Below are 12150 nucleotides of genomic sequence, written 5' to 3'. Positions count from 1 at the left end.
CGCCTTTCGCGTGTCTTCTCAGCCGTCGAGGGTCATGCGGCACAGCAGGGTGTTGTCCTGCTTGAGGCTTTGCCCCCACACGAACCTGGCACTGTCATCCCAGTCGATATCGTCGTAGCCGTCCTTCGGGCTGACATCGCTGTACTGATGCTCGATGGCAGCCGGCCAGGCGCTGTCATCAAAGTCCGGGGCCGTCCAGTCACCGTCCACCGTGGTTTCCTCGAAGTCACAGGCGCCCTCGCCTGCCTGTGGGTCGCTCTCATCGGCACAGGAAGCCTCGACAGGCGCGTGTTGCACCACCAGGCAATGCATGTCGCGGTTGGTGACCCCGATGACCTCGCCTGTTCTGGCATCACGGAACTGGGCAATCATGCCGCCATCGCCCATCTGCTGGCGGTCCGTGCCGATGTACTCAAGGCCTGTGTCATTTTCCTTGAAGTCCTTGGCCTTGATGGCGATCGTCACCGGGAATTGCGTCTCGATGATGGCGGTTTCTGAATTGAAGGAACGCTCCGTGGTGATCGGCACGCTGTCTTGCATCGCCTTCTCGCCATTGACGTACATCTCGAACCAGTTATCGACCCAGACCTCGGCCTTGAGTCTGGTGCCACTCTGAGGGCCGGCCTTGGGCTTTGCTGCATGCTCATCCTTGGCATGTGAATCGGCAAAGGCAGGTGCGGCAGCCAGAATGAGGGCGGCGGTCAGCAATGTGCGCATGGAAAAATTCCTTTCGTGGTGAATGGCGATCGCGCTTCCTGGCTTGCAGGGGGGTGTCTTGCGTCCATCATCTGCTCAGTTACGGAAAGTGATGGAGGAGGAATCCAGCACCTTGCCCTGCAGTGCCTCGGTCATCGTGTCCCAGTTCACGCTCATGTCGTCATGATCCGGCAACGCCTCCAGCGGTGCCTTCAAGGCATACAGCGTGATCGTGTAGTCGTGATATGAGCCCTCAGGACCGGGAGGTGAACAAGGTGGCGTATACCCGATACGTTTCTTGTCCTTGTCGGCGCCCTCATCCCCCAGCGACGCCGGGTTGCCGCGCGGCAAGGCGTGGGTGTCTGCCGGAAGATTCCACAGCAGCCAATACTGGCTGGGAGCATCACGACCTTCGACGGTGCCTTTGGGATAGTGATGCATGATGAGGGCGAGGCTCTGTGTGCCGTCAGGCACATCACCCCATGTCAGCGGCGGCGTGACGCCATCGCCGCCGTCACGAGTGCATTTCAGGTCATCCGGCAACCAGCCATCATCATTGAAGGCAGGGCTGGTGAGCGTGAAGTCGCCTTGTGCCAGCGCCGGTGTGGCCAGGGCCATCGCACCAAGCCCGACGACCAAGCCACGTGCTAGACGCGTCTGCCATGCACTTGAGAACTTGCCCGCCAGATTGCTCGATAACTTGCTCGACCATGCCCGAATCATCGGCAGTACTCCCCGGTCTTGACGTCGCCACCATCCGTCACGGTACGCGTCTCGAAGTCATAGCAATTGGGCGTATCGGTGGGCGTATAGCGAATGTAATAGGCTTCACCGTGATAGGTGTAATCCATGCTGCGCTTGCCGTCTGCCTGCTGGGTAAAGACCAGGTCTTCCACGCCCCCTTGCGGCGGAGTGCCGGCAGGCCGCCCACGACTGTCGGCCTGCGTATCGCCACTCGCGGCCTTCAGCGGCGGAACACGCGGCAGGTCTTTCGCCTCTGGCACCTCGCCCATCAGACACTGAATGATGTAGGGCGCCTGTTCGGAGGTGTGATAGCGATACCCGAAGGTGTCATCAGGCTGTCCGTTGCAGACATCCAGCACATCCATCGCGATAGGGGAGCCATCCGGGTTGTCATCGCCATAGATGGGGTAACCATCGAAAGCCCAGCCAATGATGGGGTTGTCATCGGCATTCTTCATCTTGTCGATCATGCACACGGGTTTGACATGATAGTGGTAATCATCGCCGCGTCCGGCGTGCCCGCCACAGGCATCCAGCTGTTTGGTGGCCAGGGTGTCATTCTTGGCCTGATAACTTGAGAGGTCATCCTGAGACATCTCTCCGCCGCCGGTGTAGTCATAGATGGGCACACCATTGACCGCCACCCCCAGCGCCGCATCACGTGTCTGCGGTGTGTCCCCCAGCGTGGACTCAAGTGCGATCGGAGAGATGTAGTCGCTGGCGGGCACCGGCACCTGCTCATTGGTGCCCACGATACCGGTCATCATCTCGTGATCCGGGTAGGTATCCGAGGTGATCAGCGCCTTGCCGTCCTGGCAGGTGACAGACACCGAGTCGGCGAAGCCGGCATCTTGCACGGAAGCCTTCACGGCGGCGCAATGCGCCTCGGCGGCGGACCTGGCCATACGCTGCGCCGCTGCCTCCGACGTGGACTTCTCTGAGCCGGACTGAGCCTTCGCGAGCGAGGGTTGATCATTCGCGACTGACTGCGCGACATGGAAGAACACTGGCACCATGAGAACGGATGCCACCGTCAGTGCCACGACGGGCTTCACGATACGGGGTCGTCCCCGAGACGTCAGGGAATGTGGGCACATGAGCTTTCCTGTGTGTCGGACGATGAATTCATGAGGCATTCGCGCATGGCCGGGTGGCCTGAGGTGTCAGCCAGTCAGATGCGGACGCAGGAAGGCCGACAGGGTCTCCGAGTTCTTCTCGTCATGCCGGGGCAGCTACCACTGCATCACGATGAAGGCCAGTGACATGGCACCGATCGCGACCATCCAGGCGCCCAGCACTCGCTGCGCGATCACGAAGGCCGCACGAGGCAGAAGGCGACCGATCAACGCGAATATCGCCCAGCAAAGCAGGACACCCCACATCACCGTCATCATGACACCGAGAAGGATGGCAAAGGGTGTCGAGGCCACCTCGTGGCCCAGAAACAGCAGTGCCACCACCAGCCCGGCCAGCAGCGCCGGCACCCGCTGGAAGATGCCCTGACCGAAGGCATGGCGCAGCGGTACGTGAATCGCGACGAGCAACGACACCAGCATGGCCAGTCCCATCACGGCCATTACCAGCCTCTGTGGCGCAAAGAGTGACAGGGTGATCCCGAGCAGCAGACCATTGATGAGCCGCAGCAGAATTCGCCCGCCCGCCTTCCAGGTGAGCGTGTCCTGACTGGCGACTCCGACAAGACCCGCCGTGACGATGAGATACAGGATCACCGGGCTGGCACAGACGGCGCGAACGCCGATCATCCACTGTTCCGGCCACATCATGACAATGCCTCGACCAGAAAGTAGACACCCAGCAGTGCCGTCAGAATCCCCAATCCGCGCAGCAACATGCCCTGACGGAAGCGCTCCGCCATGATGCCAACGCCGATACCCGCGGCATGCAGACTGCCGGTGGCCACCATGAAGCCCATCGCAAAGGCAAAGGGATCAGACGCCAGGGGCAACTCCGCCCCATGGGCGTAGCCATGACAGACGGCAAAGACGGAGATCACCGCACAGGCCATCCACAGCGGCAGGCGCACGCGCCCCGCGATGAAGCCGCCGAGCACCAAAGCCGACAAGGCAATGCCGATCTCGATTCCGGGCAATGTCACCCCCACGATGCCCACCACACTGCCCAGCGCCATGATCATCGGGAATACCACCGGCAACAGCCAGGAAGCAGGACGCCCCAGAATCACCCCCCACAGCCCCACGGCTGCCATGGCGGTAAAGTGATCCAGACCCGTGAGGGGGTGCAGGAAGCCCGCGGCAAAGCCGCCGACGCTATCCGTATCGACATGCGCGCTGGCTGTCTGGGTGAAGAGCACCGTCAACATGCCGACAATGACAGCCGTCAGACGGGGCATGCGGCAAGGCCGCGAGTCACGACGCCGAGCGGAGTGAGCCGCGAGAGGCGCAACGCGAGAAGAGGTGTGAGATGTGGTGCGAGATGAGATGCATGAAGAGGTGCGAGAAAGAGACATGAAGGCAAATCCAGTGAAGAGATCTCTCGGTTGGGGGGAGACAGCAGCAGTGTGAAACACGCACCGAGACGCGAAAGTCTTGGAAAAGACCATGACATTCGTGCAGACAGCAGGGTATGGCATGGCACGCAGCGCCGGACGCCGGCGCTGTTCAAGTCGCCCCGCCCCCGGCGCTGTTCACGGCGCCCCGACCCCGGCGCTGTCATCATCGTTTTCCGGCATTGGCCCGCCCGGATGTCCGTCGCCTGCATGGCCGGGCATGGGGCCCTGACCCGGCTTGCGTGGAGAGCCGATCCCCATCCTGGCATTGGTAGTGAAGTTGTCCTTCGCCACCACACCCTTCAGACATGCGGGCAGGTTGGGGAATTCCTGAGTGGCGTGATAGTGATACTCGCCTTCCGGGTGACGCTCGGTCGGGCCGAAGTGACCATTGCAACGGTCGAGATCGGTCGGCACCTCGCCCGTCGGGTCTTCACTGCCGAACATCGGATAGCCATCGAAGGCATAGGCGAACTGGGCGCTCTTGCTCTGCGGTTGCTGACAATGGGCATCCACGCCTTGCGTGTCATAGACGCTATCGATATCCGTGGCCGTCGCGTGCCAGTGATACCAGCCACCCGGGTCCACATGACCGCCGCAGGTATCCAATGCCGGCAGATTGCCGGTATCCAGCACCGAGGGAGCATCGGCGAAGATGGGCACGCCATCCAGTGCCAGGCCTACCTTGGCGACAGTGCCAAGCGACGTCGGCGAGTCGGCCGGCACCGGGACGACAGGCAGCAGAATGCTCATCTCGACGCTGTCATCTTCCGCCACGTTGAGGCAGTTGTTGGCCTCTTCCTGACGCTTGCTCAGGTCCGTCATGATGTGAAGCGTCTCGTCCTCATCATGAAAATGAAATCCGAGCGTATCGAGCATCTCGAAGAAGGCACGATCCAGCCGATATAGACCGGGGTGCTGGCCATCCCACTGCCAGATACCGCCTTGATCATCCAGCGTCGGTGGGCAGAAAGGGCCGATCTCCAGGTCATCAGGCTGGTACTTCACGACAAGTCGGGTGCACTGGGCAGCGCTGCCATTCTCCAGCGTACAGCTGACGGTTTCCGGCGCCTCGACCAGCGCGGCCGTGGAGAATTGGCCCGGCACCACTTCGGCATGGGCCACCCCTGCCATCAACAGGGAGGCCGGCAACCAGGCCGTGATCGATGCGGTCTTTCGCACAAGGCGTGCCGTCTTCATGAGTAGGCTCCGAAGAGAGAACACCCGCCACGCTGTTGCTCTCTCGAGTGATCAGCGTGGCGGGTGTCGATGGGCGGGACAGCCGTGAGGGTCAAGCTCGGCCTGGACTCAGGCTCGGCTCAGGCCCTGACCTCAGTGCTTGGGCCCCTGCTTGGCATCATCCGGCAAGCAGGCCGTCTCGCCACCCCGGGGCGGAGCGACACAATGTCCCGGCACCAGCGAGTCTGCCTCAGGCACCGCGATCTGGCACTGGTCTCCCACCTGCTTGCTGGCACAGGCATCGAAGGCTTCCTGCGGCGGCTTGCCACCCGGAGGCTGCGCCATGCTCATCCCGCTGATGGCCAGCAGTGCGCCCGCCATCAAGGCCAGGCTGCCGCGACGACGAAAGGTCACGCGAGCGGAAGGAGTTTCAGAGGCTTTCATGTCGGCATTTCCTTGTGTCATCACTCAATGACGACAAGCTTGCTGACGCAATGTGCAACGAATATGTCAGAAAACGACAGGTGTTCAGGTGCCTGCAGGCTCACTCCTTCCCGGACGGCGGACGATCTTCCTCACCGGGAGGTGGCCCGCGATGTCCCATGTCATCTGCGGTGCAGACAGCATCCGGTGAGTCGAGTGCGCAGCCTATCTCGCCATGGAAACATCCCAGAATCTCGTTCTTTTCGGCGCTGTTGCCATGATAATGGTATCCGATGCCTGCACCGACATGGCCACTGCAGGCGTCGAGTTCTGCCTCCTCGGCCTCGTCACCGGTCAGTCTGGCCAGGATCGGATAACCATCCATGGCAAAGCCGATCATCGGTGCATCCGCCGCGACGTTCTCCTTCGCGGGACTGCAGCCATTGGCACCGTGATAGTGATAGCCGACATGCAGATTCACATGCCCTCCGCAGTCATCGAAAGGCGCCAGGGTATGGGCGGCAAGAATCGCATCCTGAGGCGCTGCCGCATCGAATCTGACGCCATTGAAGGCGATTCCCCGCGGAATTGGCGGAGTGCGCCCTGATGCCGCTTCCTGACGGGCAACGGGAACCAGTGGCAGCACATAGGTGGTCTCGACGACCTCATCCATGTATTCCGTGCGGCATTCCACGCAGTAGTTGTGGTACGCCTCGGCCACATCCGGCCGCGCCGCCTGATCACAGGCCGTCCTGGTATCCGTGACGTGAACCTTGCCGGTGGCCTCGTCGAACAGCTGCCACTCGGGGTCATCATAGAAGGTGGCCAGATTCTCGATGAAGGCACCATCCACGTCGTACTGCTTGCCGTCACGCACCCAGATACCCCCCTTGTCGGCACCGTCCGAGAGCTTGCCGGGACACCAGGGGCCCATCTCGCTGGACTCCAGCGAGTTCTTCAGCGTGATGCTGAAGCACTGGGTCTCGGTCCCACCGGACAGCGTGCAATCCACCACCTCAGGGCCAGCCACGATGCTCCGGGCATCGAACAGGGATGCGATCTGCGCCAGTCGCTCCGAGACATCCCCCTCGTGGGCCATCGCGGACACGGGGATCAGGCTGGCGACCCCCGCGCTGAACAACGAGGCCAGTGCCATTCGCTTCATCATGTTTCCTCTTGTGATCACCAGGGCATCAGCACGTCATCTGCACTTCACCTGAACGGCCCACCCATCGCGAGGCCAAGCCTATGGAAAACACGTTCCATAAGGAAAGACGCGCCGCTCATTTGCACAAAGCTGCCTTTTTCATGAGAACTGACTTTTTCACGAGAACTGCCCTACCGAAGCCCTAGCGCTCGGCTCGCGGGGAATGCCCGAAGTGATTGCGATAGGCCCGCGAGAAGCTTGAGCTCGACGTGAAGCCGCTGGACAGTCCGATGGAGAGAATATCGAGATCCGTCTCCTTGAGCAGATGCCGAGCACGCTCCAGCCGCAGCCTCAGGTACCAGGCTCGCGGCGACGTGGCGAGTTCCTGCTCGAACAGACGCTGCAACTGTCTGAGCGAGATGCGACAGCGTCGGGCCAGCTCCTCCAGCGACAGGGGGGTGTCCAGATGCTGCTCCATCAAGGCGACGGCATCGACCAGCTGGCGCTTGTGAGTGCCGAGTCGCCGCGCCAGCGTCATGCGCTGCTGATCGGTTCGCGTCCGCATGCGGTCATGGACAAGCTGCTCGGAGACATCGACTGCCAGGGCCGTGCCGTGCCGCCGGGCAATCACGTCCAATGCCATGTCCATCGCCGCCGCTCCCCCGGCACACGAGAAACGCCGTGCGCCCAGCTCGAACAATTCATCCGAGGTGCTGATGGCAGGGAAACGCTCGCGAAACGCCGGCAGACTCTCCCAGTGCAGCGTGACGCGCTCACCATTGAGCAGCCCGGCCGCGGCGAGCAGGAAGCACCCGGTATCCAGCCCGCCCAGCACACAGCCACCGGCATCGAGGCGATTCAGCCAGCCAGTGAGAGCGCGATTCAGGTGAGCTTCCGGCTCGAAGCCACTGCATACCGCAAGCGAAGGCAGCGAGCGGATATCCAGAATGCTGTGATCCGTCACCAGCGTCATGCCACTCGATGCCGTGACCGGCTGGCCATCCTCACTGATCAGCAACCAGCGAAACAGCGGCTTGCCGCTGATGCGATTCGCGATGCGCAACGGCTCCACCGCCGCGAAGAAGGCCATCATCGAAAAACGCGGCAGCAGCAGAAATCCGATCGTTTCGGGCAAGGGGCCGGAATAGTCGAGACGCATGACGCGGGAGCCTCCGTGACAGGGAAAGAGAGGTGTCATGGGTCATCACCCGAGAGCGTGACATGACGACGACCGTCAAAAATGACGCATTACGTTAACAATAATTCGCCTGACGACAAAATAGCCTGTTGAAATTTACCTGTCGTCGAGACTTCACCATGCCGCCTCCCGGGCATCCCCGGGGCCTCAGTGCGAGCGCCTGGTGATCATGTCGCGGTGATTCGCGTCCCGCTTGCCCGACCCGCTTCTGGCCTAGCGTGATTTTTCCAGAAGCTGTAGCCATCAAAAACAATTCCATCCATAATATATCGTAATGTTTTTAGGCAGTTAGCCAAGAACTGCTCTTTCCAAAATGCGTTCCTCATCTCTTATCGTTGCCAACACGACAACAATAATGGTGCCGGATGAGCGGTCGATATCCCCGATGCCTCGACCGAGACAGGGATCGCTGGCCCTTTGACCAGCTCGAACAGGAGTTACTGCGTGACCCCTTCCCAATCCGACCCCGCGTCCTCTCCCGATTCCACGAATACCGCCCCTCTGCCCTATCCCGACGCCAGTTCCAGCGTGCAGGTCGAGACCTCAGGCTGGCTGACCGGCATGCACAAGGGCATGACCCTGACCTCAGCGGGCCTGCTGCTGCTCTTCGTCCTGGCCACGGGCCTGGCACCCGACATGTCCGCGAGTCTGTTCGGCGCCGCCCGCGCCTGGATCGAGTCCACCTTCGGCACCTATTATCTCGTCACCATCGTCGGACTGATCGGGCTGTGCATCGCCCTGGTGTTCTCTCCTTGGGGCAACCTGCGCCTCGGCGCACCGGACAGCCGTCCCGAATTCTCTCGCTTCACCTGGGTCTCGATGCTGCTCTCGGCAGGCGTCGGCATCGGCATCCTGTTCTTCGGGGTCGCCGAGCCGCTGTTCTACTTCGATGACTCCGGCGGCTTCGGCTACCCGAACAACCCGCACGCGGACCTCGCCGGCCACACCGCCATGACCCATGCGCGCGCCGTGGATGCGCTCAAGCTGGCCTTCTTCCACTGGGGCCTGCATGGCTGGGCGGTCTATGTGATCGTCGGCATGACCCTGGCCTACTTCGCCTATCGCCGCGGCCTGCCGCTGGCCCTGCGCTCCGCGCTGTATCCGCTGATCGGCAATCGCATCTATGGCCCCATCGGCCACGCCGTCGACATCATGGGGGTACTGGGCTGCGTGTTCGGTATCGCCACCTCGCTGGGCCTGGGCGTCAGCCAGATCGCCGTCGGCCTCAATCGTCTGACCGGGCTGGATTCCGGCATCTACACCCAGGTGGTGCTGATTGCCGTGATCTGCGCCATCTCCATCGCGTCTGCCGTCTCGGGGGTCAGCCGGGGTATCCGCATCATCTCCGAACTCAACGTCGGCGTCTCCGTCATCGTGGTGGGCAGCTTCCTGATCGGGGGGCCGACACTGTGGTTGATCAGCATGTTCGGCGAGACGCTGGTCTCCTATGTGCGTGACGTCATTCCCATGGGTCTGTGGGTGGCGGGCACGCCGCTGGAACGCGACTGGCAGGATGCCTGGACCATCTTCTACTGGGCCTGGTGGCTGGCATGGGCGCCGTTCATCGGCCTGTTCATCGCCCGTATCTCCAAGGGCCGCACCGTGCGTGAATTCGTGCTGGGCGTGCTGATCGCACCGCCGCTGATCATCTTCATCTGGCAGGCGCTGTTCGGTGGCACCGCGCTGCACCAGGAACTGACCGCAGCCATGGGCCCGGGAACCGGCGAACTGATGGGCATGATCCGCGACTGGAACCTGCCGGAGGCGCTGTTCGCCACGGCGGATACACTGGTGGCCAATGACACTCTGAGCGTCATCCTGTCCTCACTGCTGATCTTCCTGCTGATCAGCTGGTTCGTGACCAGCTCCGACTCCAGCACCCTGGTCATCACCACCATCCTGTCGATGGGCGATGAGGAGCCGCTGGCGCGCCACCGGATCTTCTGGGGCGTCTGCATCGGCTCGGTCGCTGCCGTCCTGCTGATGGCCGGCGGCCTGAAAGCCCTTCAGACCGTGCTGATGGCGGCGGCATTGCCGGTCAGCCTGGTCATTCTGCTCATGACACTGGGTCTTCTGATCGCCCTGATCGAGGAATCGCGCATGGCGCTCAAGGCACGTCGCCGCGCCTCCCCCGACACGGGCCTGAATTGATCCGCCGGTCAGTCTGACCAATGCCGGTCACGGCTCCTGCCGTGACCTGATGCCGGCACCCGCATGACACCAATCCCCGCTTGAGGCCACAAGGCCCGGCGGGGATTGGCGTTTCTGGCTCCCGGACATCCTCTTCCAGCCTCTCTCGGAGGGCTCCTGAGCGCTGAGGCAATGCAGGCTTCCAGCGAGAAAATATCCGAAAAGCCGGCCTGACGCTTGCCGCATGACGCGTTCAGCTAACTGGACTTCGTTTGGGGAGAAAATGATCGGGGACGACGCTCTAGCCTTAGAACGTGTCGATGTCTGATGTCCAGAACGTTCCACACAGGTAGTGCGAGACAACAATCACAACAATAAAGGAGTGTTCCCATGACACCCGCCCAACAGGACTCGCAAGAGTCCGCTCACCGCGGCATCCCCCCTGATTTGACGCAGCGCCTTGAGACCCGCGGCCCGCTCAAGGGCATGCACAAGGGCATGACACTCACCGCTGCCGGCCTGCTGCTGGCCTTCGTGGTCGGTGCCGGCCTGAGTCCGCAGGCCTCTTCCGCCCTGTTCGGCGCCGCCCGCGCCTGGATCGAGAACACCTTCGGCACCTACTACCTCATCCTGGTCGTGGGCATGATCGCCCTGTCACTGGTCATGGTGGTGTCTCCCTGGGGCAGCCTGCGACTCGGCCCCAGGGACAGCAGACCCGAGTTCTCGCGTTTTACCTGGATCTCGATGCTGCTCTCGGCAGGCGTCGGGATCGGCATCCTGTTCTTCGGGGTCGCCGAGCCACTGTTCTACTTCGACGACTCCGGTGGCTTCGGGTACCCCAACAACCCGCACGCGGGTCTGGCCGGCGCTACCAACATGGACCATGCCCGCGCCGTCGAGGCCCTCAAGGTGGCCTTCTTCCATTGGGGCCTGCATGGCTGGGCGGTGTATGGCGTCGTCGGCATGACACTCGCCTACTTCGCCTACCGCCATCACCTGCCCCTGGCGCTGCGCTCGGCGCTCTATCCGCTGATCGGCGAGCGTATCTACGGTCCCATCGGTCACGCCGTGGATATCATGGGCGTACTGGGCTGTGTCTTCGGAATCGCGACCTCACTGGGTCTCGGCGTCAGCCAGATCGCCGTCGGGCTCAACCGCCTCACCGGACTGGATGCCGGGCTCGGCACTCAGCTGGCGTTGATCGCCGTCATCAGCGTGATCTCCATCGCATCTGCCGTCTCCGGCGTGAAGCGCGGCATCCGCTTCATCTCCGAGCTCAACATCGGCGTCTCGGTGCTCGTGGTCGGCAGCTTCCTGATCGGCGGCCCCACCCTGTGGTTGATCTCGCTGTTCGGCGAGACGTTGCTGGCCTATCTGCGCGACGTGGTGCCGATGGGACTCTGGGTCGCCCAGACCCCGGGCGAGAGCAGCTGGCAGGAAGGCTGGACCATCTTCTACTGGGCCTGGTGGCTGGCCTGGGCCCCGTTCATCGGCCTGTTCATCGCGCGCATCTCCAAGGGGCGCACCCTGCGCGAGTTCATCCTCGGCGTGCTGATCGCCCCACCGCTGATCATCTTCCTCTGGCAGGCGCTGTTCGGCGGTACCGGTCTGCATCAGGAGCTGACGGCCGCCATGGGCCCGGGGACCGGCGAGCTGATGACGCTGGTGCGCAACTGGAACCTGCCGGAAGCCCTGTTCGCCACCGCCGATGCCCTGGCCGGCAACGGCGTGCTGGGAGTCATCCTTTCCTCGCTGTTGATCTTCCTGCTGATCAGCTGGTTCGTGACCAGCTCCGACTCCAGCACCCTGGTGGTCACCACCATCCTGTCGCTGGGCGATGAGGAGCCGCTGGCGCGTCACCGCATCTTCTGGGGCATCTGCATCGGACTGGTGGCCGGTACCTTGCTGATGGCAGGCGGCCTCAAGGCACTGCAGACCATCCTGATGGCCGCCGCCTTGCCGATGAGCTTCGTGATCGTGGCAATGACGATGGGCCTTTTGGTGGCGCTCTATCAGGAATCCGGCAACGCACTGAAAAGGTTCAAGAAACCCGCCCAGCATCACACAGGCCCCTGAGCCCGCTCTAAGCCCCTCACTCGACCCGGG

Annotated in this window: 11 protein-coding genes; 2 read left to right on the top strand and 9 right to left on the bottom strand. The window is 62.4% G+C overall.

All coding sequences use genetic code 11. From position 1 onward, the window contains the following. Positions 1-18: 18 nt before the first annotated feature. The 9 genes from BFX80_RS07300 to BFX80_RS07260 all read right to left on the bottom strand — a co-directional run bounded on the left by BFX80_RS07300 (position 19) and on the right by BFX80_RS07260 (position 7875). Positions 19-717, bottom strand: coding sequence for a hypothetical protein (locus BFX80_RS07300; protein WP_084208412.1), 699 nt, complete (start codon positions 715-717; stop codon positions 19-21). A 75-nt stretch (positions 718-792) separates the two neighbouring features. Beyond that, positions 793-1314: a YbhB/YbcL family Raf kinase inhibitor-like protein gene (locus BFX80_RS07295; RefSeq protein ID WP_167592991.1), complete on the bottom strand. Its 522-nt coding sequence runs from the start codon at positions 1312-1314 to the stop codon at positions 793-795. A 101-nt stretch (positions 1315-1415) separates the two neighbouring features. Next, positions 1416-2345: a YHYH protein gene (locus BFX80_RS07290; RefSeq protein WP_205632748.1), complete on the bottom strand. Its 930-nt coding sequence runs from the start codon at positions 2343-2345 to the stop codon at positions 1416-1418. 327 nt (positions 2346-2672) lie between these two features. Beyond that, entirely contained in the window at positions 2673-3224 is a 552-nt protein-coding gene (locus tag BFX80_RS07285) for a hypothetical protein (RefSeq protein ID WP_084208409.1), read from the bottom strand. Beyond that, positions 3221-3811 (bottom strand): HupE/UreJ family protein, encoded by a 591-nt coding sequence (locus BFX80_RS07280; protein WP_084208408.1) that lies wholly within the window; start codon positions 3809-3811, stop codon positions 3221-3223. The genes BFX80_RS07285 and BFX80_RS07280 overlap by 4 nt, the downstream gene beginning before the upstream one ends. A gap of 294 nt (positions 3812-4105) precedes the next feature. Continuing rightward, positions 4106-5167: a YHYH protein gene (locus tag BFX80_RS07275; RefSeq protein WP_084208407.1), complete on the bottom strand. Its 1062-nt coding sequence runs from the start codon at positions 5165-5167 to the stop codon at positions 4106-4108. Positions 5168-5299: 132 nt separating this feature from the next. After that, positions 5300-5590 carry a hypothetical protein gene (locus BFX80_RS07270; RefSeq protein WP_084208406.1) on the bottom strand — a complete coding sequence of 97 codons (291 nt, stop codon included), beginning with the start codon at positions 5588-5590 and terminating at the stop codon, positions 5300-5302. A gap of 100 nt (positions 5591-5690) precedes the next feature. After that, a complete protein-coding gene (locus tag BFX80_RS07265; RefSeq protein WP_084208405.1) occupies positions 5691-6737 on the bottom strand; it encodes a YHYH protein in 1047 nt (348 codons plus the stop codon). Between the two features lie 181 nt (positions 6738-6918). Further along, positions 6919-7875 (bottom strand): GlxA family transcriptional regulator, encoded by a 957-nt coding sequence (locus tag BFX80_RS07260; RefSeq protein ID WP_084208404.1) that lies wholly within the window; start codon positions 7873-7875, stop codon positions 6919-6921. A 483-nt stretch (positions 7876-8358) separates the two neighbouring features. Between BFX80_RS07260 and BFX80_RS07255 the strand changes: the two genes are divergently transcribed. Then, positions 8359-10065 (top strand): BCCT family transporter, encoded by a 1707-nt coding sequence (locus tag BFX80_RS07255; protein ID WP_240499701.1) that lies wholly within the window; start codon positions 8359-8361, stop codon positions 10063-10065. A 369-nt stretch (positions 10066-10434) separates the two neighbouring features. Next, positions 10435-12120: a BCCT family transporter gene (locus tag BFX80_RS07250; protein WP_084208403.1), complete on the top strand. Its 1686-nt coding sequence runs from the start codon at positions 10435-10437 to the stop codon at positions 12118-12120. The last annotated feature ends 30 nt before the right edge of the window (positions 12121-12150 follow it).

Source organism: Cobetia marina, from assembly GCF_001720485.1.
Taxonomy (GTDB): Bacteria; Pseudomonadota; Gammaproteobacteria; order Pseudomonadales; family Halomonadaceae; genus Cobetia; species Cobetia marina.
The sequence above is the reverse complement of the archived record's forward strand: the minus strand, read 5'-3'. Positions and strand labels throughout refer to the sequence as shown.

What these genes read in the sequence shown, in the direction of transcription:
- BFX80_RS07300 (WP_084208412.1), bottom strand. Translation starts at nt 717, where the DNA reads ATGCGCACATTGCTGACCGCCGCCCTCATTCTGGCTGCCGCACCTGCC.
- BFX80_RS07275 (WP_084208407.1), bottom strand. Translation starts at nt 5,167, where the DNA reads ATGAAGACGGCACGCCTTGTGCGAAAGACCGCATCGATCACGGCCTGG.
- BFX80_RS07285 (WP_084208409.1), bottom strand. Translation starts at nt 3,224, where the DNA reads ATGATGTGGCCGGAACAGTGGATGATCGGCGTTCGCGCCGTCTGTGCC.
- BFX80_RS07280 (WP_084208408.1), bottom strand. Translation starts at nt 3,811, where the DNA reads ATGCCCCGTCTGACGGCTGTCATTGTCGGCATGTTGACGGTGCTCTTC.
- BFX80_RS07265 (WP_084208405.1), bottom strand. Translation starts at nt 6,737, where the DNA reads ATGATGAAGCGAATGGCACTGGCCTCGTTGTTCAGCGCGGGGGTCGCC.
- BFX80_RS07250 (WP_084208403.1), top strand. Translation starts at nt 10,435, where the DNA reads ATGACACCCGCCCAACAGGACTCGCAAGAGTCCGCTCACCGCGGCATC.
- BFX80_RS07270 (WP_084208406.1), bottom strand. Translation starts at nt 5,590, where the DNA reads ATGAAAGCCTCTGAAACTCCTTCCGCTCGCGTGACCTTTCGTCGTCGC.
- BFX80_RS07295 (WP_167592991.1), bottom strand. Translation starts at nt 1,314, where the DNA reads ATGGCCCTGGCCACACCGGCGCTGGCACAAGGCGACTTCACGCTCACC.
- BFX80_RS07290 (WP_205632748.1), bottom strand. Translation starts at nt 2,345, where the DNA reads ATGGCCAGGTCCGCCGCCGAGGCGCATTGCGCCGCCGTGAAGGCTTCC.
- BFX80_RS07260 (WP_084208404.1), bottom strand. Translation starts at nt 7,875, where the DNA reads ATGCGTCTCGACTATTCCGGCCCCTTGCCCGAAACGATCGGATTTCTG.